At 68.0% G+C, this 24,244-nt stretch carries 22 protein-coding genes; 11 read left to right on the plus strand and 11 right to left on the minus strand.

What is annotated here, in order from left to right:
* Window positions 1–812, minus strand: an 812-nt coding sequence (locus FHR97_RS16195; protein WP_281380499.1) for a Na+/H+ antiporter NhaC family protein, incomplete at its 3' end; no start/stop codon positions are given.
* A gap of 338 nt (window positions 813–1,150) precedes the next feature.
* Here FHR97_RS16195 and FHR97_RS16200 point away from each other — a divergent pair.
* The 4 genes from FHR97_RS16200 to FHR97_RS16215 all read left to right on the plus strand — a co-directional run bounded on the left by FHR97_RS16200 (window position 1,151) and on the right by FHR97_RS16215 (window position 3,051).
* Window positions 1,151–1,651: an Lrp/AsnC ligand binding domain-containing protein gene (locus tag FHR97_RS16200; protein ID WP_183384841.1), complete on the plus strand. Its 501-nt coding sequence runs from the start codon at window positions 1,151–1,153 to the stop codon at window positions 1,649–1,651.
* 120 nt (window positions 1,652–1,771) lie between these two features.
* The gene (locus FHR97_RS16205; RefSeq protein ID WP_183384842.1) at window positions 1,772–2,446 is read left to right on the plus strand and encodes a rhomboid family intramembrane serine protease; all 675 of its coding nucleotides are present in this window, start codon (window positions 1,772–1,774) and stop codon (window positions 2,444–2,446) included.
* 77 nt (window positions 2,447–2,523) lie between these two features.
* Window positions 2,524–2,778 carry a hypothetical protein gene (locus FHR97_RS16210; RefSeq protein ID WP_183384843.1) on the plus strand — a complete coding sequence of 85 codons (255 nt, stop codon included), beginning with the start codon at window positions 2,524–2,526 and terminating at the stop codon, window positions 2,776–2,778.
* Between the two features lie 33 nt (window positions 2,779–2,811).
* Window positions 2,812–3,051 (plus strand): low temperature requirement protein A, encoded by a 240-nt coding sequence (locus tag FHR97_RS16215; RefSeq protein ID WP_246404099.1) that lies wholly within the window; start codon window positions 2,812–2,814, stop codon window positions 3,049–3,051.
* A gap of 97 nt (window positions 3,052–3,148) precedes the next feature.
* On the opposite strand, the gene FHR97_RS16220 is transcribed toward FHR97_RS16215, so the two are convergent.
* The 4 genes from FHR97_RS16220 to FHR97_RS16235 all read right to left on the minus strand — a co-directional run bounded on the left by FHR97_RS16220 (window position 3,149) and on the right by FHR97_RS16235 (window position 9,241).
* Window positions 3,149–4,195 (minus strand): GGDEF domain-containing protein, encoded by a 1,047-nt coding sequence (locus tag FHR97_RS16220; RefSeq protein ID WP_183384844.1) that lies wholly within the window; start codon window positions 4,193–4,195, stop codon window positions 3,149–3,151.
* A 186-nt stretch (window positions 4,196–4,381) separates the two neighbouring features.
* Window positions 4,382–4,699 (minus strand): hypothetical protein, encoded by a 318-nt coding sequence (locus tag FHR97_RS16225; RefSeq protein WP_246404100.1) that lies wholly within the window; start codon window positions 4,697–4,699, stop codon window positions 4,382–4,384.
* Between the two features lie 246 nt (window positions 4,700–4,945).
* Window positions 4,946–6,202 carry a ribonucleotide-diphosphate reductase subunit beta gene (locus FHR97_RS16230; protein ID WP_183384846.1) on the minus strand — a complete coding sequence of 419 codons (1,257 nt, stop codon included), beginning with the start codon at window positions 6,200–6,202 and terminating at the stop codon, window positions 4,946–4,948.
* 123 nt (window positions 6,203–6,325) lie between these two features.
* A complete protein-coding gene (locus FHR97_RS16235; RefSeq protein WP_183384847.1) occupies window positions 6,326–9,241 on the minus strand; it encodes a ribonucleoside-diphosphate reductase subunit alpha in 2,916 nt (971 codons plus the stop codon).
* 349 nt (window positions 9,242–9,590) lie between these two features.
* On the opposite strand from FHR97_RS16235, the gene FHR97_RS16240 reads away from it, so the two are divergent.
* Window positions 9,591–10,304, plus strand: a complete 714-nt coding sequence (locus FHR97_RS16240) for a winged helix-turn-helix domain-containing protein (protein WP_183384848.1) — start codon at window positions 9,591–9,593, stop codon at window positions 10,302–10,304.
* Entirely contained in the window at window positions 10,304–11,938 is a 1,635-nt protein-coding gene (locus FHR97_RS16245; protein ID WP_183384849.1) for an ATP-binding protein, read from the plus strand. Before FHR97_RS16240 ends, FHR97_RS16245 begins: the two co-directional genes overlap by 1 nt.
* Before the next feature lie 7 nt (window positions 11,939–11,945).
* Here FHR97_RS16245 and FHR97_RS16250 read toward each other — a convergent pair whose 3' ends face one another.
* Window positions 11,946–12,860 carry a LysR family transcriptional regulator gene (locus FHR97_RS16250; RefSeq protein WP_183384850.1) on the minus strand — a complete coding sequence of 305 codons (915 nt, stop codon included), beginning with the start codon at window positions 12,858–12,860 and terminating at the stop codon, window positions 11,946–11,948.
* Between the two features lie 103 nt (window positions 12,861–12,963).
* Here FHR97_RS16250 and metE point away from each other — a divergent pair, with 103 nt between their 5' ends.
* From metE to FHR97_RS16265, 3 genes are all read left to right on the plus strand, one after another.
* Entirely contained in the window at window positions 12,964–15,279 is a 2,316-nt protein-coding gene (gene metE / locus FHR97_RS16255; protein ID WP_183384851.1) for a 5-methyltetrahydropteroyltriglutamate--homocysteine S-methyltransferase, read from the plus strand.
* 297 nt (window positions 15,280–15,576) lie between these two features.
* Entirely contained in the window at window positions 15,577–16,335 is a 759-nt protein-coding gene (locus FHR97_RS16260; protein WP_183384852.1) for a COG3650 family protein, read from the plus strand.
* Window positions 16,336–16,438: 103 nt separating this feature from the next.
* Window positions 16,439–17,041 (plus strand): FMN-dependent NADH-azoreductase, encoded by a 603-nt coding sequence (locus FHR97_RS16265; protein WP_183384853.1) that lies wholly within the window; start codon window positions 16,439–16,441, stop codon window positions 17,039–17,041.
* Between the two features lie 70 nt (window positions 17,042–17,111).
* Here the strand turns inward: FHR97_RS16265 and FHR97_RS16270 are convergent, their stop codons facing one another.
* On the minus strand, window positions 17,112–18,176 hold the full coding sequence (locus FHR97_RS16270; RefSeq protein ID WP_183384854.1) for a metal-dependent hydrolase: 1,065 nt from the start codon (window positions 18,174–18,176) through the stop codon (window positions 17,112–17,114).
* 18 nt (window positions 18,177–18,194) lie between these two features.
* Window positions 18,195–18,752 (minus strand): DNA-3-methyladenine glycosylase I, encoded by a 558-nt coding sequence (locus tag FHR97_RS16275; protein WP_183384855.1) that lies wholly within the window; start codon window positions 18,750–18,752, stop codon window positions 18,195–18,197.
* Window positions 18,753–18,842: 90 nt separating this feature from the next.
* Here FHR97_RS16275 and FHR97_RS16280 point away from each other — a divergent pair, with 90 nt between their 5' ends.
* Window positions 18,843–19,283, plus strand: coding sequence for a VOC family protein (locus FHR97_RS16280; RefSeq protein ID WP_183384856.1), 441 nt, complete (start codon window positions 18,843–18,845; stop codon window positions 19,281–19,283).
* Between the two features lie 121 nt (window positions 19,284–19,404).
* On the opposite strand, the gene FHR97_RS16285 is transcribed toward FHR97_RS16280, so the two are convergent.
* Window positions 19,405–19,809, minus strand: coding sequence for a DoxX family protein (locus tag FHR97_RS16285; RefSeq protein ID WP_183384857.1), 405 nt, complete (start codon window positions 19,807–19,809; stop codon window positions 19,405–19,407).
* Between the two features lie 107 nt (window positions 19,810–19,916).
* On the opposite strand from FHR97_RS16285, the gene FHR97_RS16290 reads away from it, so the two are divergent.
* The gene (locus FHR97_RS16290) at window positions 19,917–20,360 is read left to right on the plus strand and encodes an META domain-containing protein (protein WP_183384858.1); all 444 of its coding nucleotides are present in this window, start codon (window positions 19,917–19,919) and stop codon (window positions 20,358–20,360) included.
* Window positions 20,361–20,594: 234 nt separating this feature from the next.
* Here FHR97_RS16290 and FHR97_RS16295 read toward each other — a convergent pair whose 3' ends face one another.
* On the minus strand, window positions 20,595–23,444 hold the full coding sequence (locus FHR97_RS16295) for a valine--tRNA ligase (protein WP_183384859.1): 2,850 nt from the start codon (window positions 23,442–23,444) through the stop codon (window positions 20,595–20,597).
* A 299-nt stretch (window positions 23,445–23,743) separates the two neighbouring features.
* On the minus strand, window positions 23,744–24,187 hold the full coding sequence (locus FHR97_RS16300) for a DNA polymerase III subunit chi (protein ID WP_183384860.1): 444 nt from the start codon (window positions 24,185–24,187) through the stop codon (window positions 23,744–23,746).
* Window positions 24,188–24,244 lie beyond the last annotated feature (57 nt).

Below are 24,244 nucleotides of genomic sequence, written 5' to 3' on the forward strand. Positions count from 1 at the left end.
GCGAACAGCGAGGGGATGGGCGGCATGCGCTTGACGGCGAGCACGATCACCAGCAGCGCCGGCAGCAGCAGCCAGGGCGAGATGGTGAAGTTGGCTTCCAGCGCGGCGGTGATGGCCGTGATCTTGTCGAAGGAGGCGGCCTGGTCATCGATCAGGGTGAAGCCCGCCACCAGGTAGATGACGAAGGCGATCAGCATCGACGGGATGGTGGTCGGCATCATGTTCTTGATATGGGAGAAGACGTCGGTGCCGGTGACGGCCGGGGCGAGGTTGGTGGTGTCCGACAGCGGCGAGATCTTGTCGCCGAAGAAGGCGCCCGAGACGACGGCGCCGGCGGTCCAGTACATGGGGATGTCGAAGCCCGCACCGATGCCCATCAGCGCCAGGCCGACCGTGCCCACGGTGCCCCACGAGGTGCCCAGCGACACCGAGACCACCGAGCAGAGCAGCATGGCCGCGGCCAGGAAGATGGTCGGCGAGAGCAGCGTCAGGCCGTAGTAGATCAGGGTCGGCACGGTACCGCTGGCGATCCACACGCCGATGATCATGCCCACGCAGATCAGCACGGACACCGAGGGCAGGGAGACGTGGATGACGTGGAAGACCCCTTCCTCGATATGCTTCCACTTGAAGCCGAGCCTGATGCCCACCAGGGCCGTGATGGCCAGGCCGATGGCCAGGGGGATATGCGGCGTGAAGTCGCCGAAATAGAACAGCTGGATGCCGAGCACCAGCAGGGTGAGAACGACGGGGGTCAGGGCCAGTGCCAGACCGGGCTTTTGATACCGTATTGATGTTGTTGTGTCTTTCATGGGGTTGTCCTTCGGTGTGAAGTGCGCTTCGTGGCTTGTTGTTGGTCGTGCCGCAGCGAGCCGATGCTTCGCGATCCTCCCTCGTGGTCTGGCGCCTGTGACAGGCGCGGTGTGATCGGTCATGGCAGGCGGCGGATGGCGCTCCCCTTCCGGGGGCCATGCCCGGCCAGAAGGCTGCCGTTGCCCGCGAGGTGAGACGCCGGGCCTCACCTGGTGCGGTCTGGCGGTTCCTGCTGAAGCCTTCTAGCCTGATTGTTAGCCACTATGGCTAGGCATTGGCTCTAAAATATCCTGTTGATATTTGCCTTTGTCCTTAATATGAGGTTCAGATAGGCAATATGGCTAGCAAGGGTGGGCAACTGGATCGCATCGACCGACGCATTCTCCAGCAACTTCAGGAACATGGACGCTTGCCCATCGTGGAGCTGGCCGCTCGGGTGAATCTCACCAAGACGCCCTGTGCCCAGCGCGTGCGGCGGCTCGAGCAGGCCGGCATCATCCGCGGTTATCGGGCCGACCTGGACCCGCAGCAGTTGGGGGCGGGCCATGTGCTGGTGGTGCAGGTGACCCTGGACAAGACCAGCGAGGATGCCCTCGAGCAATTCAATCGGGCGGTGCGCCTGATTCCCGAGGTGCAGGCCTGCTATATGGTGGCGGGGAATTTCGATTACCTGCTGAAGGTGCGCACCCAGGACATCACGGAGTATCGAGCCGTGCTGGGCCAGCAGATCGGCAGACTGCCGAACGTGCACCAGACGCATTCCTATATCGTGATGGAACTCGTGAAGGACGACGTGACGGTACCGATATCCCTGGATACCCCGTCCCGAGCGGAGTGACACCCGACGACCCGGGCGGCCGGGGACGAGGCGGGCGAAAACGGTGCATCCTCGTGAGGGTTGCGCCCGAGCCCCGGGGCCGCCACCTTGAAGACGAGCGGCTCACCGGGAGGGGCGAGGATGCGACGGGAACGTGAGGGCCCGGAATGGGGGGAGCGTCGCGGGCCGTCCGTGATCGGCCTGCTGCTGCTGGTGAATGGCCTGGCCTTTCTGGCGCAGTTGGCCATGCCGGGGCCGATGTTTCGCTACCTCGCGCTCTGGCCCCTGGGGGCGCCGCCGGAGGCGCTGCCGCTGCCCGTCGGCATGCCGACGGGCGAATTCCACCTCTGGCAGCTGCTGAGCTATGCCTTCCTCCACGGCAGCCTCTTCCACCTGGCCATCAACATGTTCGTGCTGTGGATGTTCGGCAGTCCCCTGGAACGTGACTGGGGCAGCCAGCGCTTCGCCCTCTACTATTTCCTGTGCGTGCTGGCGGCGGGGGCGGTGCAGCTGATGGTGGCCTCGATGGGGCAATACGCCCCCACGGTGGGGGCCTCGGGGGGGATCTACGCCCTGCTGCTGGCCTTCGGCATGCGCTATCCGAACCAGTACATCCTGTTGCTGATCCCGCCGATCCCGATGAAGGCCAAGTACTTCGTGGTCGTCATCGGCCTGGTCGAGCTGTGGTTCGGTATCGCCGGCACCCGCCAGGGCGTGGCTCACTTCGCCCACCTGGCGGGGATGGTGGCGGGGCTGGTCCTGATGCTCGCCTGGCGGCAGCGGCCGCGGCCGCCGTCGTCACGATGGCGGAACTGATTGGCGAGCGACGGCGTTCTCGCCTCGCGGTCTATGCTGAAGAGCATGTCGATCATGCATCCGGTCGAGGCTGCCTCATGCGTACCCTGTTGATCATCGCCCTCGGCGTGGCGGCCGTCTTGTTGCTCCTGCGCTACTGCCCGGTCGCGCGGCGAGCCCCGGCCATGGTCGGCTTCAGCCTGGTGTGGCTGGCGGTGTGTGCCTGGAACCTGAGCGTCGGCCTGTCCCATGGCCATGCCCTGGGGGAAGAGCTGCTGGTTCATGCCGTCCTGTTCGGCGTGCCGGTGGCGCTGGGCTGGTGGCGGGTGAGGTGGGGCGATGCCGCGGCCTGAAAGGGAAAGCCATCATCGGAGTCGGGAACGACCATGTCGTCAGCATCGTCATCGGGGCTGAGGCCCCATCCCCTGATGCGTATCCGTGACGGGCGTGAGGCCCGGGTCAGTTATGTCGAACTGCTGTTCGACCTGATCTATGTGTTCGCGATCATCCAGGTCTCGCACTTCCTCCTCGACCACCTGACCCCGCTCGGTGCCCTCCAGGCGCTGCTGCTGTGGTTCGCGGTCTGGCTGGGCTGGCAATATACCGCCTGGGTGACCAACTGGTGAGAGGTGGTTGCCTGCATGACGGAACGGTATCCCGCCTGACGCACGAGATCCCCCGCGCCAACTCGCGGCGAGCCTCGAGGCCGTGGTTGTCGGTGCCTTACGCCGCCTGTGGCGCACCGTGGACGCGTATGCGGTTGCCCCCCGACGCCTTGCTGGCGTACATCGCTTGATCGGCGTGAGCGAAGAGGCTTTCGAAACTGTCGCCATGTTCGGGGTAGGAAGCCACCCCGATACTGATCGGTGAGGCCTGTTCGCCCGGATCGGTGATCAGGCGATGTAACATCCTCACCGCGCCCCTGGCATCGGTGTCCGGCAGCATGATGACAAACTCGTCGCCACCATAGCGAGCCAGCAGATCGCTGCTGCGCGTGTGGTCCGTGAGCTGTTGGGCCAGGGCCGTGATGATGTGGTCTCCGGCCCCGTGGCCCTGGGTATCGTTGATGTCCTTGAGGCCATCCATGTCGATGACCACGATGCTGTAGGGGCGTCGTGACCGCCTGGCCATCGCGTGAATCGGCTGCACCAGGTCGTTGAAGGCGCGGCGGTTGAACAGGCCGGTCAGGGGATCCCGGCTGGCCATCTCGAGCAGCATTCGATTGGATACCTGGATCCCGTCGACCAGCGCCGATGTCAGGTAACCGACGATGAGGAAGGCGATGAGGTTGATGCTGACGAGGGACAGGTTGGACGGCGCCGTGAGGTTCTGGTCGCCAAGCTCGAACAGCAGCAGCACGCAGGCACCGATCACCATGACCTCCAACATGGTGGCCAGCACCCCAAGCGTCAGGGCACTGGTTACCACCGCCAGCAGGTAGAGGCTCGTGAGGGGGCCGGAGACCCCCTGGGTGCTGTGGAGAAACCAGGTGATGAAGCCAATCATGACCCAGGTATGAATGGCCAACAGCCAACGGTGCCGGCTGCCGAAGAACTGCAGCCGGCTGGCGATCAGGCTAAAGCCGAAATAGAGCGCCGTGGTGATCAGCAGCCAATGGCTATTCTCATCCGGGGCGCCAATGATCGCCAGGTAGAGGACGATCAGAGTGACGAGCAACCACTCGAGCTGGTGCAACCCCGTCATGAAGCCCTGAAGCTGGATGCGCCGAGAGTCCCAGGAGAGCGGGGGGAGGGGGTCATTGCCCTTCATTGATTACCCTTCTTGTTGTTTTCACCGTCAGTCCTGCAACGACCGGATCTCGAGTGAAAAACTCTCATGCGAAGGGCATGGAATCAATCTTTCTGCCTCCTGGCGTGTGCGCCCAGGCGCGGGCATGAGGCCCGCGCCGGCGCCAGCACTGGTGGAGAGGGACTCGCGCGGTCCACGGCTATCGGCTCAGTGTGGGCGCTGCCTGCCCCCGGGGGGCTGGCGAGTGAAGCGCACCGGCGGGCGGTAGCGTTCCTCCCTGGACGCCTGCTCCGGTGCCGGGCGCACGTGCCAGCCGCGGCGGGTCGCCCAGGCCTTCAGCTCGCGGTAGTCGAGCAGCGGATGCTCCCGGGTATAGGGGTTGGGGGACGACGAGGGAAAGGCGTTGGCCACATGGGGGTAGTGGGCCAGGGCGACCGCGTCGCCATGGGCCGCCAGGGCGCGGTCCAGGGCCGATTGCCACGCCCGGGGGTCGCGATGGGTGGTGCTGTGTTGGGTTGCATGCATCGGATTGCCCTCCATTGTGTCGCCTGGGACCAGGCGTCGCCCGGGCGGTGCGGCTGCCCGGAACTCATGAAAAACGCCCCGCCCGGCGGAACCGGACGGGGCGTCATCATCGGGATGGAAGCCGGCCGGCGAGAGCCCGGCTTCCGGCCGCGGGAGGCCATGGGACGTGCCCGACGACGGGCTCCCGGGAAATGCGGTATCGATTCGCCGGTGTCATCATGCCAAGGCCTCCGCGTGTCGTCGTGATCAATCCCAGCTCAGTGCGCCACCCACCTGATACTCGGTGACGCGGGTCTCGAAGAAGTTCTTCTCCTTGCGCAGGTCGATGATCTCGCTCATCCACGGGAAGGGGTTCTCGGCGCCCGGGAACTGCTCCTTGAGGCCGATCTGCGCCAGGCGGCGGTTGCAGATGAAGTGCAGGTACTCCTCCATGATCGCCGCGTTCATGCCCAGCACGCCGCGGGGCATGGTGTCGCGCGCGTAGGCGATCTCCAGCTCGGTGCCCTCGAGGATCATCTGGGTGACCTCGTCCTGGAACTCGGGGGTCCACAGGTGCGGGTTCTCGATCTTGATCTGGTTGATCATGTCGACGCCGAAGTTCAGGTGCATCGACTCGTCGCGCAGGATGTACTGGAACTGCTCGGCAACGCCGGTCATCTTGTTGCGCCGGCCCATGGAGAGGATCTGGCTGAAGCCGCAGTAGAAGAAGATGCCTTCGGTGACGCAGTAGAAGGCGATCAGGTTGCGCAGCAGCTCCTGGTCGGTCTCCGGGGTGCCGGTGTGGAAGTCCGGGCGCGCCAGCGACTGGGTGTGCTTGAGGCTCCAGGCGGACTTGGCCGACACCGAGGGCACCTCGCGGTACATGTTGAAGACCTCGCCCTCGTCCATGCCCAGCGACTCCACGCAGTACTGGTAGGCGTGGGTGTGGATCGCCTCCTCGAAGGCCTGGCGCAGCAGGTACTGGCGGCACTCGGGGTTGGTGATCAGGCGGTAGACCGCCAGCACCAGGTTGTTGGCCACCAGCGAGTCGGCGGTGGAGAAGTAGCCCAGGCTGCGCTCGACGATGCGGCGCTCGTCCTCGGTGAGGCCGTCCGCGCTCTTCCATAACGCGATGTCGGCGTTCATGTTCACTTCCTGGGGCATCCAGTGATTGGCGCTGCCGTCCAGGTACTTCTGCCAGGCCCACTCGTACTTGAAGGGCACCAACTGGTTGAGGTCGGCGCGAGCGTTGATCATGCGCTTGTCGTCGACGTCGATGCGCGCCGCCCCCACTTCCAGCTCTTCGAGGCCGGCGGCCACGTCGAGCTCCTCGAGGGACTGCTGGGCGCGGGCCAGGCGGTCCCGGTCGGCGACCTGGTAGGCGCCGGCGCTGTCGCGGACCTCGGCGGCGGGCGCCTCGGCCTGGGGCGCGGCGGGCTGCGGAGCGGGTGCCGGCTGAGGCGTCTCGGCGACCGCGCTATTGTCGTCAATCGTGTCTTCGTGGAACTCGTTCCAATCGATCATGTTCTTCCTCGTTCCTCGGAGGTGGAAGAGACAAGAAGGAAGCGCCCTTCGGGCGGAAGAAGGGGCGTGGGCCTTCCCTCTTCATCGGCGCGCCGCGCCGCCTTCCCTCTTCCTTCTTGGTCGTTACTGGCAGGCCTCGCAGCCCAGCTCGTCCATGTCGCCCGCCGAGGGCGCCCGGGAGCCGCTGCCGCCCTTGCCCTGCAGGAAGTCGTCGATGCCCTTGGGCTCTCCATGCGCAGAGGGCTCCGGCGTCGGCTCCGGGGCGGCGGAGGGGCCCGCGCCGGGCGAGGCGTTGCTCACCGCGTTGAGGTTGCCGCGGTCCACGGTGGACTTCTCCACCGAGGTGGCGCCCAAGGCGCGCAGGTAGTAGGTGGTCTTGAGGCCGCGGAACCAGGCCATGCGATAGGTCACGTCCAGCTTCTTGCCGGAGACGCCCTTGATGTAGAGGTTCAGCGACTGCGCCTGGTCGATCCACTTCTGGCGCCGGGCGGCGGCCTCGACCAACCACTTGGGCTCCATCTCGAAGGCGGTGGCGTACTTGGCCTTGAGGTCGGCCGGGATGCGGTCGATGGGCTGGACGCTGCCGTCGTAGTACTTGAGGTCGTTGATCATGACCTCGTCCCACAGGCCGCGGTCCTTGAGGTCGTTGACCATGTAGGCGTTGACCACGGTGAACTCGCCCGACAGGTTCGATTTGACGAACAGGTTCTGGTAGGTCGGCTCGATCGACTGCGAGACGCCGCAGATATTGGAGATGGTCGCGGTCGGGGCGATGGCCATGACGTTGGAGTTGCGCATGCCCTGGGCGGCGATCTTCTCGCGGATGCGCTCCCAGTCCTGGGTCGCGGAGGTGTCGACCTCGATGTACTTCTCGCCGCGCTCCTGCTTCAGTTTCTCGATGGAGTCGATGGGCAGGATGCCCTGGTCCCACAGCGAGCCCTCGAAGCTCTGGTAGCGGCCGCGTTCGGCGGCCAGGTCGGCGGAGGCCTCGATGGCGTGGTAGCTGACTAGCTCCATGGAGCGGTCGGCGAAGCTCACGGCCCCCTCGGAGGCGTAGGCGATGTCCTGGGCGTAGAGGGCGTCCTGGAAGCCCATGATGCCCAGGCCCACCGGGCGATGCCTGAAGTTGGAACGCTCCGCCTGGGGCACCGCGTAGTAATTGATGTCGATGACGTTGTCGAGCATGCGCACGGCGGTGCGCACGGTCTTCTGCAGCTTGGCGCCGTCGAACTCACCGTCGGTGACGTGCTGGGCCAGGTTGATGGACCCCAGGTTGCACACCGCGATCTCGTCGGGCGAGGTGTTCAGGGTGATCTCGGTGCACAGGTTGGAGCTGTGGACCACGCCGGCGTGCTGCTGCGGGCTGCGCAGGTTGCAGGGATCCTTGAAGGTGATCCAGGGGTGGCCGGTCTCGAACAGCATCGAGAGCATCTTGCGCCACAGGTCCTTGGCCTTGACGCGCTTGAACAGCTTGAGGTGGCCGTTACGGGTCATCTCCTCGTATTCCTGGTAGCGCTTCTCGAAGGCGGCGCCGTACAGGTCGTGGAGGTCCGGGCAGGTGGCCGGCGAGAACAGGGTCCACTCCTGGTCGTCGAAGACCCGCTTCATGAACAGGTCCGGCACCCAGTTGGCGGTGTTCATGTCATGGGTACGACGACGGTCGTCACCGGTGTTCTTGCGGAGCTCGAGGAACTCCTCGAGGTCGAGGTGCCAGCTCTCCAGGTAGGCGCACACCGCGCCCTTGCGCTTGCCGCCCTGGTTGACGGCCACGGCGGTGTCGTTGACCACCTTGAGGAACGGCACCACGCCCTGGGACTTGCCGTTGGTGCCCTTGATGTAGGAGCCCAGCGCGCGCACCGGGGTCCAGTCGTTGCCCAGGCCGCCGGCCCACTTGGAGAGCAGGGCGTTGTCGCGGATGGCGCTGTAGATGCTGTCCAGGTCGTCCGGCACGGTGGTCAGGTAGCAGCTGGAGAGCTGGCTGCGTACCGTGCCCGAGTTGAACAGGGTCGGGGTGGAGGCCATGTAGTCGAAGCTGGAGAGCAGCTCGTAGAACTCGATGGCCCGCGCCTCGCGGTCGTCCTCGTTGAGCGCCAGGCCCATGGCGACGCGCATGAACATCACCTGGGGCAGCTCGTAGCGCACCTCGTCGCGGTGGATGAAGTAGCGGTCGTAGAGGGTCTGCAGGCCCAGGTAGGTGAACTGGGCGTCGCGGGTGTGATCCAGGGCATCGCCCAGGCGCTCGAGGTCGAACTCGGCCAGCCGCGGGTCGAGCTGCTCGAACTCGATGCCCTTCTCGATGTAGGCCTGGAAGGCCAGCTTGTAGTAGTCGGCCATCTCCTGGTAGGTCGCCTCGTCGGCGATGCCCAGGAACGACAGCGCCTCGCGGCGCAGGTTGTCCTGCAGCAGACGGGCGGTGACGTAGGTGTAGTTGGGGTCCTTCTCCACCAGGGTGCGCGCGGTCATCATCAGCGCCTGGGAGACGCCGTCCACGGTCACGCCGTCGTAGAGGTTCTTCAGGGAGTCGTCGACGATCTTGCCCGGCTCGACGTTGGCCAGGCCCTCGCAGGCGTCGAAGACCAGGGTCTCGACCCGGCCCAGGTCCAGCGGGCGGGTGCTGCCGTCGACGGCGGTGACGTTGAGGGTCGGGTGCGGCTTCTCGATGTCGCCGCCGGCCTCGGCGCGGGCGCGGGCGTGCTCCTCGCGGTAGAGCACGTAGGCGCGGGCCACCTTCTGCTCGCCGGCGCGCATCAGCGCCAGCTCGACCTGGTCCTGGATGTCCTCGATGTGGACGGTGCCCCCGTCGGGCATGCGACGCTGGAAGGCCTGGGCGATGCCCTCGGAGGCGCGCTGCACGAAGTCGCGCACCCGCGAGGAGGTGGCGGCGTTGTCGCCCTCCACGGCGATGAAGGCCTTGCTCAGGGCCACGGCGATCTTGCCGGCATCGAAGGGCACCACATCGCCGGTGCGCTTGATGACACGCAGGGTCTGCGGTGCGGTAACGGAGACGGACGGACGGTCCGGAGTAGCGGTGGTATCCATGGCGCCGGGGTTCCCTACCTTGGTGTGTCGGGTGGTCGAAGGCCGCCGGACGGCGACGGTTGACAGCTATGAGAGTGATTGCTATGGCACAGGATGTGGTGTCCTCGCCGAGGTCGAGCACAAGATAGTGTGCTTTTGCTCGGCCATCAAGTGGATAACTTGTGGATGAGCTGTGTCCTTCCGGGGGGTGGTTTTGGCCTCCTCGCCAGCCCGCATGGTTGGGCCCTTCGCTGCATCGCGGCAGGGGGGCGGGTGAGCGAAGCGGGGGTTTGTCGGGTATCCTTGAGCACAAGCCGGTCGAAAGCGCCGGCGTCCCTGAACATCGGCCCGTCGAGGTAGGCAGAGAAGAATGGACGACAGCGTTGACCCCCACGAGCAGGATCATGTGCTGATCATCGAGGACGATGAGCGGCTGGCCGAGCTGACCCGCGACTACCTGGAGGCCAATGGCTTCCGGGTGACCCTGGAGGCCGACGGCGCCCATGGCGTCGAGCGGATCCTCACCCTGCAGCCGGACCTGGTGATCCTGGACCTGATGCTGCCCGGCGAGGACGGCCTGTCGATCTGTCGCCGGGTGCGCTCGGACTACCCCGGCCCGATCCTGATGCTGACCGCCCGCACCGATGACATGGATCAGGTGCTGGGCCTCGAGATGGGCGCCGACGACTATGTGCCCAAGCCGGTCCAGCCGCGGGTACTGCTGGCGCGCATGCGCGCCCTGCTGCGCCGCCGCGAGCCGAGTGCCGCGAGCGAGGAGCCGCGCCTGACCTTCGGCGAGCTGGAGATCGACAACTCGACCCGCGAGGCCTTCCTGTCCGGCGAGCGCATCGACCTGACCAGCGCCGAGTTCGACCTGCTGTGGCTGCTGGCCTGCAACGCCGGCCGGGTGCTGACCCGCGAGGAGATCTTCTCGCAGTTGCGGGGCATCAAGTACGATGGCCAGGACCGCTCCATCGACGTCCGCGTCTCGCGCATCCGCCCCAAGATCGGTGATGACCCCAATCAGCCGCAGCGGATCAAGACGGTGCGCAGCAAGGGCTATCTGTTCGTCAAGGACATCTGATGCCTTCCCGCCTCCTGCCAAGGGCCCTGGCCGACAGCACCTTCCTGCGGGTCTATGTCCTCATGGCACTGGCGCTGGTGATGATCTTCGCCCTGGCGCTGCTGACCATCACCGTGGTCGACAAGGTGCGCCGTCAGCACTATCAGGAGCAACTGGCCGACGCGCCGATGACGCTGTTCACCGCCCAGCTGTCGGCCCTGCCCGCCGAGGAACGCGGGGCCTGGCTGGTGCGCCTGAGCGAGCGGCTCGAGATCTCCATGACCCTCCACGACCTGGGCGACTATCCCGTCGGCTACTTCGCGGGGGCGCGCCTCGAGGCCGGGCATACCCTGGCGCACCAGACGGAGACCCAGGGCTGGCGGCTGCTCCGCAAGCTGCCCGGCGAGTCTCGCCTGCTGCGGGTCGAGCTGGCCAACCTGACCGAGCACCAGCTGGTGGGGCTGGCCGAACTGCTCGGCGACTGGTTGCTGGCCACCGAGCCGGCCCAGCGCCGGGACCGGCTCGCGATGCTGCAGAGCTCGGCGATCATGCTGCACCTCTCCGACACCCCGCCCGAGGGCCTCGCGCCCCCCCAGCTCGCCGAGCTGGGGGATACCGAGGTGGTGATCCGCCTGCTGCCGCAGCGCTGGGCCATGTCGCTGTATCTGCGCCTGACGGACGAGGACGGCGACAGGCAGTGGGTGGAGGTGGGCCCCCTCCATGCCTTCGAGCCGCTGCCCGCCTCGCTGCTGCTGCTGCTGTTGATGATGCTGCTCGGCGTGCTGGCGGTGATCATCTACCTGATCGTGCGCAGCGTCGAGGCGCGCATGTCACGGCTCGAGCTCGCCGCTACGCGGATCGCCGCGGGGCGCCTGGATACCCGGGTCAAGGTCGAGGGCAGCGACTTCGTGGGACGCCTGGGCATGGCGCTGAACGGCATGGCGGCCCAGGTGCAGTCGCTGCTGCGTGCCCAGCAGGACATGATCCGGGCGGTCTCCCACGAGCTGCGCACCCCGGTGGCGCGCATCCGCTTCGCGGTGCAGATGGTCGAGGACATGACCGACGACCCGGCGGTGCGCCGCCAGCTGCAGGGGGTGGATACCGACATCGCCGAACTGGACGACCTGGTCGACGAGATCCTCACCTATGCGCGCCTGGGCAGCGAGGCGGCCAACGGGGCCGAGCTGAAGACCACGCCGGTGGAGTGCCGGGTGATGGCGGAGCGGGTCATCGAGGGGCTGCGTCCGCTGCATGGCCAGCTGGCCATCACCCTGATCCCGGGAGACGAGGTGGAGGCCGCGGTGGAGCCCCGCTACCTGCAGCGGGCACTGCAGAACCTGGTGGCCAACGCCTGCCGCCATGCCCAGTCCCGGGTGATGGTCCGGATCCACGGCGAACCGCGGCTGGTGCGGATCGACGTGGAGGATGACGGTCCCGGCGTGCCGGCGGCGGCGCGCAGCGAGATCTTCAAGCCCTTCGCCCGGCTCGACGACAGCCGTGCCCGGCGCTCCGGCGGCTATGGCCTGGGGCTGTCCATCGTGCAGAAGGTCATGGCCTGGCATGGCGGCAGCGTCATGGTGGATGCCAGCCCGTCGCTGGGCGGTGCTCGCTTCACGCTGCTGCTGCCCCAGCGCGATCCCCACCCGGACGCCTGAGCCCGGGTCAGGCCGGCTTGATCCCCTCCAGCACCGCGAAGGACGTCTCCCGGGCGGTGCGCAGGAAGTCCTCCATCCAGGGGGCCTCGCGGGTCTCCTCGCGGATCGCCGCGAACAGCGTGCTCCAGACCCCCTGCTCCCCCAGCGGCACGGCCTTCACGTAGTCCCGCTCGAGGTACTCGGTCAGGGCCCAGTTGGGCAGGGCGCAGACGCCGCGTCCGCTGGCCACCAGCTGCATCATCATGATGGTCAGCTCGGCGGTGCGCACCTCCTTGGGCCTGATCCCGGCCGGGTCGAGGAACTGGGTGAAGACATCCAGCCGCGCGTGCTCCACCGGATAGGTGATCAGGGTCTCCTCGACCAGGTCGGCGGGTACCACGAAGGGCCGGCCGGCCAGGGGATGCTGGCGGGCCACGGCGAGCAAGCCCTCGTAGCGGAACAGCGGCTCGTAGTGCACCCCGGGCAACGGCTGGGGGTCGGCGGTGATCACCAGGTCGAGCTGCTCCCGGGCCAGGGAGGGCAGCGGCTCGAAGTGATGGCCGCCGGGGATGTCGATCTCCACTTCCGGCCAGTGATCGCGGAAGTGATCCACGGTGGGCATCAGCCACTGGAAGCAGCTGTGGCACTCGATGGCCATGTGCAGCCGGCCCTGCTCGTTGCCGGCCAGGCGCGCCAGGTCGCGCTCGGCCATGCGCACCTGGGGCAGGACCTGCTCGGCCAGCGTCAGCAGGCGCAGGCCGGCCCGGGTGAACTCCACCGGGCGGGTCTTGCGCAGGAACAGCGGGCTGCCCAGCCGCTCCTCCAGGTCCTTGATCTGGTGAGAGAGGGCGGACTGGGTCAGGTGCACCCGTTCGGCGGCTTCCACCAGGGAGCCGGCGTCGCGCAGGGCGACCAGGGTGCGGAGGTGGCGGAGTTCGAGCATGATCCTGAGCTTTGTTCATGTTTAAGATTAATAAGTTTAGTTTGATTCAGGAGTGGTGGCTAGCGAGACTGTGTACCATCATTCATGAATACAGGGCTTCATCATGACATTGGCTCATGTACTCGGGTATCCGCGCATCGGCGCCGACCGCGAGCTGAAGAAGGCCACCGAGGCCTACTGGAAGGGCGAGAGCGATCGCGAGGCCCTGGAGGCCACGGGACGCGAGCTGCGCCAGCGCCACTGGGCGGCGCAGCGCGAGGCCGGCCTGGACCTCGTCACCGTGGGCGACTTCGCCTTCTATGATCAGGTGCTCGATGTCTCCACGCTGCTCGGGGCGGTGCCCGACCGCTTCGCCGCCGGGGACGAGCTGGCCCGCGGCGAGGTGGACCTGGATACCGCCTTCCGCATGGCGCGGGGCCGGGCGCCCAGCGGCGAGCCCGCCGCGGCCTGCGAGATGACCAAGTACTTCGATACCAACTACCACTACCTGGTCCCCGAACTGCACCCGGGGCAGCGCTTCCGCCTGGCCAGCTCGCGGCTGTTCGACGAGGTCGAGGAGGCCAGGGCCGACGGCCACGCGGTCAAGGTGGCCCTGACCGGCCCGCTGACCTGGCTGTGGCTGGGCAAGGCCCGCGGCGAGGCGGCCGAGACCTTCGACCGCCTGAGCCTGCTCGACGAGGTGCTCGAGGTCTACGGCCAGGTGCTCACGCGGCTGGCCGACCAGGGCGTGAGCTGGGTGCAGCTCGACGAGCCGGCCCTGGTGCAGGACCTGCCTCCGGCCTGGCAGCAGGCCTACGAGCGGGCCTATCACCGCCTCCAGGCGGCGCCGGTCAAGCTGCTGCTCTCGACCTATTTCGGCGGCCTGGGCGACAACCTGTCGCTGACCGTGGGCCTGCCGGTGGACGGCCTGCACCTGGACGCGGTGCGCGCGCCCGAGCAGGTCGAGGTCGTGGTCGACCGGCTGCTGCCCCACAAGGTGCTGTCGCTCGGCGTGATCGACGGGCGCAACGTCTGGCGGGCCGACCTGGCCGCGTTGCGCGAATGGCTGACGCCGCTGGCGGCCCGGCTGGGCGAGCGGCTGTGGCTGGCGCCGAGCTGCTCGCTGCTGCACGTGCCGGTGGACCTGGCCGCCGAACCTGAGTCTCGCGAGCTGGATGCCGAGCTCAAGGGCTGGCTGGCCTTCGCCCGCCAGAAGCTCGACGAGACGGTGTTGCTGGGCCGGGCCCTGGATGCCCGCCTGACGGCCGGGGACGAGGCCCGCCTGGCCGAGGCCGGCGAGGCGCTGGCCGCCCGGCGCGCCTCGCCGCGCATCCACCGTCCGGCGGTGGCCGAGCGACTGGCCGCGGTGACCGCCGCCGACAGCGAGCGGGCCAGTCCCCATGGCGGGCGGGCCCGGGCGCAGCGGCGTCGCCTCGACCTGCCGCTGTTCCCCACCACCACCATCGGCTCCTTCCCGCAGACCGCGGAGATCCGCCAGGCGCGTCGCGCCCACAAGGCCGGCGAGCTCTCCGGCGCCGACTACGAGGCGCGCATGGAGGCCGAGATCGCCGCGGCGGTGGCCCGCCAGGAGGCGCTGGGGCTCGACATGCTGGTGCACGGCGAGGCCGAGCGCAACGACATGGTCGAGTACTTCGGCGAACGGCTCGACGGCTTCGCCTTCACCCGCTTCGGTTGGGTACAGAGCTATGGCTCGCGCTGCGTCAAGCCGCCGATCCTGTTCGGCGACGTGGCCCGCCCGGCGCCGATGACCGTGCGCTGGAGCCGCTACGCCCAGTCGCTCACCGAGCGGCCCATGAAGGGCATGCTCACCGGCCCGGTGACCGTCCTGCAGTGGTCCTTCGTGCGTGACGACCAGCCCCGGGCGACCACCTGCCGGCAGATCGCCCTGGCGCTGCGCGACGAGGTGGCCGACCTGGAGGCCGCGGCGATCGCCGCCATCCAGATCGACGAGCCGGCGCTGCGCGAGGGGCTGCCGCTGCGCAGCGCCGAGTGGCAGGGCTATCTGGACTGGGCGGTGGACTGTTTCCGGCTCACTGCCGCGGTGGCCGACGACGCCACCCAGATCCACACCCATATGTGCTACTCGGAGTTCAACGACATCATCGCCGCCATCGCCGCCCTGGACGCCGATGTCATCACCATCGAGACCTCTCGCTCCGACATGGAGCTGCTCGATGCCTTCCGCGACTTCGACTATCCCAACGAGATCGGGCCGGGCGTCTACGATATCCATTCGCCCAACCTCCCCGAGGTCGACTGGATGGTGACCCTGATGGACAAGGCCGCCGAGCGCATCGCCGTCGACCGACTATGGGTCAACCCGGACTGCGGTCTCAAGACCCGCGGCTGGGCCGAGGTGGAACCGGCGCTGGCCAATATGGTCGAGGCCGCCCGGATACTGCGTGAGCGTCACGGCTGAGGTCTGTCCAGGGAACCAGCAGCATGCCGAGGGGCGCCGGGGACAGGTCGAAGAGAGGGTCCTACGCCATGGATGGCGTCGGTAGCGCCCAAGGACGGGTTTACAGCGCCCTCTCGGAGGCCTGTCGACGGAGTAGCCCCGAGCGGAGAATCGACCATGGCAGTCCTGATGCCTACCCGCCGGGCGGAGCGAAACCGCTCGGCGGCTGTTATTCTGTGGCGGGCCGCACCCGCCCTGTCGGGGATCGCCGACAGGGCGGGCGCGCCGAGGAATCTCATCGTACAAGGAGTCATCCCCATGCCTCGTGTCCCGTCTCTGCTGATTGCCCTGCCGTTGCTGATGGCGCTGGGGCTGTCCGGCTGTGTCACCTACGTGAACGCGCCGGCCCCCGAGCCCGCTCCCGAGCCGCCGACGGCGTCCGACGATGGTGAGGAGGGCGATGCCGCCCCCAAGGCGCCGCTGCTGCCCTCGTCGCTGTTTCCCGGCGAGGCGGACCGGCTGGTCGGCTGGCGCTGCACCCCGGCCCAGGACCTGGTCACCGCCGTCGGCGAGGAGGAAATGCGGCTGTGGTCCGCCCATGGCGCCGCGCGCCTCGAGCCGGCCGTGGTGGCCAGTGGCAGCCGCTATCAGCAGGGCGAGCTGAGTGTCTGGCTGAAGGGGGGCGAGGCGCTGGTCGAGAGCCAGCGGGGCCGGTTGGACTGCGAGCAGGACATCGCCATGGACACCCTCACCCGGGACGGCCATCCCGGCGTGATGTTCCACGGCCGCGGCAACGAGCCGGGCTGGCGCATCCAGCTGGCCAACGACGTGCCCGAGATCGATATGTCCCTGGACTACGGCAACCGCCAGGTGACCCTGCCCTACCGGGTGACCACCCTCGACAACGGCGCCGGGCGGGTGATCCTGGCCAGTGGCCAGGCGGCGCGGCCCTTCACGCTGCGCATCGAGGCCAAGGCCTGCTTCGACGACATGAGCGGCCAGCCCTGGCCGGCGCGGGTGACGCTGACCCTGAGCGACGAGGTCTATCGGGGGTGTGGCCAGGGGATCGCGCCATGATTCGTTTTTATCGAATGAATTGCGCAGTATTTTGCGCTTATCATCGATAAAAACGAACATATAATGGTGATCATTCCTACGTTAACCCGGTAAGGAGATCGCCATGACCCGCGCCCTCGTTCTGACCTCTTCCATTCTCGCCGGCAACTCCCAGAGCCTGGCCGAGCACTTCCAGGCCCAGGCCGCCGGGGTGGAAGGCCTCGAGGTGACCACTCGCGACCTGGTAGCCGACGACCTGCCGCACCTGACCCAGCCGGAACTCGCCAGCTGGCAGTTGCCGGCCGAGGAGTGCTCGGCCGCCCAGCGCGAGCTGGCGGCCCGCTCCGACGGCCTGATCGAGGAACTGCTGGCTCACGACGTCCTGGTGCTGGCGGTGCCGCTCTACAACCTGGGTATTCCCTCCCAGATGAAGGCCTGGTTCGACCGCGTGATGCGCGCCGGCAAGACCTTCCGCTACACCGAGAATGGCCCGCAGGGGCTGGTCGAGGGCAAGCGGGCGGTGATCCTCGCGGCCCGGGGCGGTCAGTACGCCGGCAGCGAACTCGACAGCCAGACGCCGCACCTCAAGCACATGCTCGGCCTGATGGGCATACGCGAGGTGGACGTGGTGTTCGCCGAGGGGCTCGCCATGGGCGAGACCCAGCGCGAGGCCGCCCTCGCCGAGGCCCGTCACGCCATCGGCGGCCTGGTCGAGCGCCTGGCCTGACGCGCCGTTCGCCGCAACGCCGAGGGGGTGGCCAGGGTGCCACCCCCTCGGCGTAGGGGGCACCCGACCCTCAGCACTGGCCCGGTACGCTGACGACCCACTGCCGGGGCACGAAGTGGCTGGTGCAGAGCATCGGCTCCGGCGAGAGGATGCGCGCGCCCAGGCGGGCCAGGGCGGCCCGGTCGTCGCCCGGCGGCGTCGGCAGCTGGACGGTGCGCGCCAGGGGCTGCCAGGCGCCGTCCTGGCGACGGGCGAGGCCGTAGCGGAAGGGATGGAAGCCCGGAAAGCCCAGCCGCAGGTCGGTGGCCACCAGGGTGTCCCGGCCGTCTCGCGTCTCGACCTCGTAGCGCAGGAAGGGACCGGCGAACCAGTCGAGGCGCCGCCCGGCCGGAGCGGCGAGCGCCACGGGGGCCAGGTCGGCCCCCCGGGCATAGGTCTCCAGCTCGGGAGGGTGGTCGCCGTCGAACAGGCCGATCAGGGCCTCGTGGTAGTGGTCGCCCTCCACCACGGTGGCCCGCCACAGCAGGGTGTTGAAGGGCGTGGGCTGCACCAGCCGGGGCGCCTCCTCCAGCCCCCGCTCGGCCAGCACCGGCGCGAGGCGCGACTCGACCAGGGTCTTGGCGCTCAGGGCGAAGACCAGGTAGGCGCAGGACAGCGCCAGCCCCCAGGCCGGCCCCCGGGGGCGGCCGGTGGCCAGGGCCACGGCGATGCCCACCAGCAGTGGCAGCGAGTAGAGCGGGTCGATGATGAAGACGATGGGCCAGGCTACGGGGCGCGCCTCCAGGGGCCACCACAGCTGGGTGCCGTAGGTGGTCAGGGCATCGAGCAGGGGATGGGTCATCAGGCACAGGCCGAAGAAGGCCGCCCAGCGGCCCGGGCCGATGTCCCGGGCCGGGGCAAAGCGTGTGGCGAGGAAGGTCAGCGCCGCGGCGAGTCCGGCCAGCACGAACAGCGAATGGCTGACGCCGCGGTGCCGGGTGACGTTGGCCACGGCGTCGCCGTAGTCGATCACCACGTCCAGGTCGGGCAGGGTGCCCAGTGCCGCGCCGAGCAGCACGGCCTTGCGCCCCAGGCGGCCACCCAGCACGGTGCCACCGATCGCCGCACCCAGGGCCGCCTGTGTCATCGAGTCCATGGTGGAGCGCCTCGTCGGTCAGGCCAGTGGCCGGTCGGCCGGGTGCCGGGCCCAGGCGGGCCCGGCGGCGAGGATGCGGGCCTGCACCGGGCAGTCGTCGCGGTGGGCGCCGGGCAGGTAGCCGGTACTCATCAGGAACTCGCCGACGATCTCGGGGCCGGTAAAGCGAAAGGTGCGCCGGAACAGCTTGACCCAGTCGGCGTGGGGGCGAGGATGATGGCCGTCCAGCCAGGCCCGGAAGCTGCCGTGCTCGGCCTGGAGGGCCCGGACCACCCCGGCATTGTGGATGGCGGCATCGACCTTGAGGCGGTTGCGGATGATGCCGGCATCGCCGAGCAGTCGCGCCCGGTCAGCGTCATCGAAGGCCGCCACGCGCGCCACCGAGAAGCCGGCGAAGGCCTCGTGGAAGGCCTCGCGCTTCTTCAGCACCGTGAGCCACGACAGCCCCGCCTGGTTGATCTCCAGGACCAGCCGCTCGAAGAGGGTGTCGTCGTCGGCCACCGGGAAGCCGTACTCCTGGTCATGATAGGGGCCATGAAACGGATGGTCGGGGGCCAGGTCACAGTAGTGGCTCATCGGTCGTCACTCGTCGTTTCGGGATTGGCCGGTCGGCGGAGACTTGTCAGGATGCCCCGGTTCGTCCCCCCTGTGAACAAGGAGATCATCATGCAATACCTGCACACCATGGTCCGGGTCAGCGACCTCGACGCCGCGTTGCACTTCTACTGTGACCTGCTCGGCCTGCAGGAGGTGCGCCGCAAGGACAGCGAGGGGGGGCGCTTCACCCTGGTCTTCCTCGCCGCGCCCGCCGACGAGGCGCGCTCCACCGAGCTCCAGGCCCCGGAGCTCGAGCTGACCTGGAACTGGGATCCCGAGACCTACAACGGCGGGCGCAACTTCGGCCACCTGGCCTATCGCGTGGACGACATCTATGCCCTCTGCGAGCACCTCCAGGCGAACGGGGTGACCATCAACCGCCCGCCCCGGGATGGCCACATGGCCTTCGTGAAGAGCCCCGACGGCATCTCCGTCGAGCTGCTGCAGGCCGGCGAGCCGCAGCCGCCGAAGGAGCCCTGGGTCTCCATGGAGAATACCGGCACCTGGTGATGTGTCGCACGACAACGGGCTGCGCTCGCCGACGTTGTCGCACGACACATGGGGCCGGGAGTGATCAGCGCCGCCGACGGGGAGATCCGCCGGCGGCGTCGGTTGGGCGGGGCAGGAGGCGTCAGTCGGGGCGCACGGCCATGCGGCCGCTGCCGAGGAAGACCAGCGCCAGGGCCGAGAGGAAGAACATGCCCTGCAGCTCCAACTGCCAGCCGCCGTTGTCGGTGAGCATGAAGACCTCGCCGGTGTGCACCAGCAGGAAGGCCACCAGCATGTTGCCGGCCATCAGCAGCCCGCCGATGCGGGCCTGCCAGCCGACGATGGCCATGATCGGCGCGAGCACCTCGCCGACCAGCACCCCGTAGGCCAGGAAGGAGGGCAGGCCGTAGCCTTCCAGCAGGCCACCGATATAGTCGATACTGCCCGGGTTGAGTAACTTGGCCACCCCATGAAACAGGATCAGGCCGCCCACGGCGAGGCGCAGGATCAGCTTGCCGAGGGCATCGTTGTGAAGGGCTTTGAGCATGAGAGGCGTCCTTGTCGATGGCGATAGTCCCAGCATTGTCCGAAAGGCCGGCTTGGGGCAAGCTTGGGGCGCGATGACGTCACCCACTCCCGCTCAAGGAAGATCCCATGCGCCCGTCGTTCCGCCCTCTCCTGTCGCTGTCCCTGCTCGCCCTGCTGCTGGTTGGCTGTGCCGGCGGCCCGGCCCCGGTGACCGGCCCCGCCGAGAGTCTCTCCGGCCCGATGGTGGGGCCGCGCTGGAACCTGCTGCTGGTGGGCACCAGCGACCGGCTCGACCTGCCGACCACGCCCCACTTCGAGGTCGCCCCGGATGGCCGGGTCAGCGGCCATGATGGCTGCAACCGCTTTTCCGGCACCGTCGAGCTGGGGCCGAACAATCGCATCGAGTTTGGCGAGCTGGCCGCTACCCGCATGGCCTGCCCGCACATGGACCAGTCTGCCCAGGTGACCGCCATGCTCGATACCGCCTATCGCTACCTGATCGACCACGACCGGCTGGTGTTCTTCGGCCCCGACCAGCGGGTTTTGGGTGGCTTCCGCCGCGACGATTGACCCGTAACCGTCGCCGATACGACAAGGGCCCGCCTGAATCAGGCGGGCCCTTGTGTTTCCAGCGATCAACAGAGCTATCCAAGCTCAGTGACGATGGGCGCCGGGGACAAGGCGAAGCGAGGGTCCTTTGCCATGGATGGCAAAGGTAGCGCCCAGGGAAGGGTTCACAGCGCCCTCGCAAAGGCTTGTCGCCGGAAAAGCCCTCCTCCGCCGGTTGGGTTTTGGAACGAGCTCTTAGAGCGCGGCGATCTTGTCGCGCTGTTCGACCAGCACCCTGCGGGTGGCCGCGAAGTCCGAAAGCTTGTCGCGCTCCTTCTGCACCACCGCCTCGGGGGCCTTGGCCACGAAGCTATCGTTGCCGAGCTTCTTCTCGATACCGCCGATCAGCTTGTCCTGCTTGTCGATCTCCTTGGCCAGGCGCGCGAGCTCCGCGTCCTTGTCGATCAGTCCGGCCATGGGCACCAGCACCTCCATCTCGCCCACCAGCTGCGTTGCAGAAAGGGGCGCCTGGTCGGGATCCGCGAGCCAGTCGATGCGCTCGAGCTTGGCCAGCCTGGACAGGAACAGCCGATTGGCCGCGAGGCGCGCGCGGTCGGCCTCGGCCCCCTTGGTCAGCAGCACCTCCAGAGGCTTGCCCGGGGCGATGTTCATCTCGGCGCGGATGTTGCGTACCGCCACGATCACGCCCTTGAGCCACTCGATGTCGCGGGTTGCGGTCTCGTCGATCCGGCCCTCGTCGGCCACCGGCCAGGGCTGGGTCATCACGGAGTCGCCTTCCACCCCGGCCAGCGGCGCCACGCGCTGCCAGATCTCCTCGCTGATGTAGGGCATCATCGGGTGGGCCAGGCGCAGCACGGCCTCGAGCACCCGCACCAGGGTGCGGCGGGTGCCGCGCTTGGCGGCGGCGCTGGCCGCCTCGTCCCACAGCACCGGCTTGGAGAGCTCCAGGTACCAGTCGCAGTACTCGTTCCACACGAAGTCGTAGAGCGCCTGGGAGGCGTGGTCGAAGCGGTATTCCTCCAGGGCGCGGGTGACCTGGGCCTCGGTTTTCTGCAGCTGGGAGACGATCCAGCGGTCGGCCAGCGACAGCTCGACCTCGCCGCCCTGGCCGTCGAGGGCGGCGCCGCAGTCCTGGCCCTCGGCGTTCATCAGCACGTAGCGCGAGGCGTTCCACAGCTTGTTGCAGAAGTTGCGGTAGCCGTCGAGGCGACCCATGTCGAACTTGATGTCGCGGCCGGTGGTGGCCTGGGACAGGAAGGTGTAGCGCAGGGCGTCGGTGCCGTGGGGCTCGATGCCCTCCGGGAACTCGCCGCGGGTGGCCTTGGCGATGGCCTTGGCCTTCTGCGGCTGCATCAGGCTGCCGGTGCGCTTCTCGACCAGGCTGTCCAGGTCGATGCCGTCGATCAGGTCGATGGGATCCAGCACGTTACCCTTGGACTTGGACATCTTGTGGCCCTGGCCGTCGCGCACCAGGCCGTGCACGTAGACCTGCTTGAAGGGCACCTCGCCGGTGAACTTCAGGGTCAGCATGATCATCCGCGCGACCCAGAAGAAGATGATGTCGAAGCCGGTGACCAGCACGCTGGAGGGGTGGAAGGTCGCGAGTTCGGGGGTGTTCTCGGGCCAGCCCAGGGTGCCGAAGGTCCACAGCCCGGAGCTGAACCAGGTGTCCAGCACGTCCTCGTCCTGGGTCAGGGCGACGTCATCGGCCAGGCCGTGCTTGGCGCGGGCCTCGGCCTCGGAGCGGGCCACGTAGACGTTGCCGCTCTCGTCGTACCAGGCCGGGATGCGATGCCCCCACCACAGCTGGCGGGAGATGCACCAGTCCTGGAGGTCGCGCATCCAGGCGAAGTACATGTTCTCGTAGTTCTTCGGCACGAACTCGATGTCGCCGTTCTCCACCGCGGCGATGGCCGGCTTGGCCAATTCCTCGACGGCGACGAACCACTGGTCGGTGAGCAGCGGCTCGATGACGTCGCCGGAGCGGTCGCCAAAGGGCAGGGTGTTGTTGACCGTCTCGACCTGCTCGAGCAGGCCGGCGGCCTCCATGTCGGCGACGATGCGCTCGCGGGCCTCGAAGCGGCCAAGGCCCGCGTAGGCCGCCGGCAGGCTCGGGTCGACGTCGGGCAGCGGGCGGCCCTGGAGGTCGAAGGCCTCGGCGCGCTCGAGCACGGCGGCGTCCTGGGTGAAGACGTTGATCAGCGGCAGGCCGCAGCGCTTGCCGACCTCGTAGTCGTTGAAGTCGTGGGCCGGGGTGATCTTCACGCAGCCCGAGCCCTTGTCCATGTCGGCATGCTCGTCGGCGACGATGGGGATGCGGCGCCCCACCAGCGGCAATTCGACGTACTTGCCGACCAGCGAGGCGTAGCGCGGGTCCTCGGGGTTGACCGCCACGGCGCTGTCGCCGAGCAGGGTCTCCGGACGGGTGGTGGCCACCACCAGGTGATCCGCCCCGGCGTCGGTGGTCACGCCGTCGGCCAGCGGGTAGCGGAAGTGCCAGAATTGGCCCTGCTGGTCGCGGTTCTCCACCTCCAGGTCGGAGATGGCGGTGTGCAGGGTCGGGTCCCAGTTGACCAGGCGCTTGCCGCGGTAGATCAGGTCCTCTTCATGGAGGCGCACGAAGACTTCCTGCACCGCCTGGTAGAAGCCGTCGTCCATGGTGAAGCGCTCGCGGGACCAGTCGACGCTGGCGCCCATGCGGCGCAGCTGGCGGGTGATATGGCCGCCGGACTCGTGCTTCCATTCCCAGACCTTGTCGATGAAGGCCTCGCGGCCCAGGTCATGGCGGCTCTTGCCTTCCTCGGCGGCCACCTTGCGCTCCACCAGCATCTGGGTGGCGATGCCGGCATGGTCGGTGCCCACCTGCCACAGGGTGTTGCGGCCCTGCATGCGCCGCCAGCGCGTCAGGGTATCCATGATGGTGTCCTGGAAGGCATGGCCCATGTGCAGGCTGCCGGTGACGTTGGGCGGCGGGATCATGATGGAGAACGGCTCGCCTTCGCCTGTGGGGGCGAAGCGGTTGTCGGCTTCCCAGCGCTCGTACCAGCGGGATTCGATCTGCTCGGGTTGGTAGGTCTTGTCCATGGGGCTTCCGGGTGTTCAGGAGGTGGCGACGACGCGGCACGGCGAGCCGGGTCGGCTCGGCGGTGCGGGACGCGAAAAATGGGGTCGATTATAGCCTGCCGGGCCGGCCGGCGTCATGGGCGTGGGGATTCCGGCCAGGGCTATCGCAGTTCGCGTTGTCGCTCGGGGCTGATCCGTCGACAGGTCTGCGAGGGGGCGCTGTGAACCCCTCCATGGGCGCTACCGACGCCATCCCTGGCGTAGGACCCCCTCTTCGCCCTGTCCCCGGCGCCCCTCGCGTATGTGCCGCGTTCTGTCCGTCAGCCTCCGGCGCGCAGGTGGTGGGGAGTGACCGGGTAGCCGCGCTTCTTGTAGGTCTGCCAGCACTCGCGCTTGGCGGTGAGCACGTCCTGGTGCTGGTTGATGATCTCGGCGACGCGCTCGAAGCGCGAGAACCACTCGGGAATCGCCGGATGCAGGTTGAGCATCGCCTGGACGCCGGCGTCGCCCGGCGGCGGTTCCTGCCAGCCGAGGGTCACCGGCACCGTCTCGGCCTGGTCGCTGCCGAGCAGGGCGTGGGGCAGGTAGGCATCGGGGCGGAAGGTCCACAGCTTGTCGTCCAGTTCCCGGGCCATGGCCTCGTCCTCGGCATGCAGGTGCAGCCGGTAGCCCTTGCGGGCGATGGTCTCGGCCAGCCGGCAGGCGAAGCCGAGGCGGGCCTCCAGGGTGGTCTCGGGGAGAATATAGAAGTCGATACGGGTCATGGGGCCTCGAGGTGGCCCGGACAGTATGTCTCGGGCCGGTCAGGGCGTGTTGTCGCT

Origin of the sequence: Halomonas stenophila, from assembly GCF_014192275.1 — a bacterium.
Classification (GTDB): Bacteria; Pseudomonadota; Gammaproteobacteria; order Pseudomonadales; family Halomonadaceae; genus Halomonas; species Halomonas stenophila.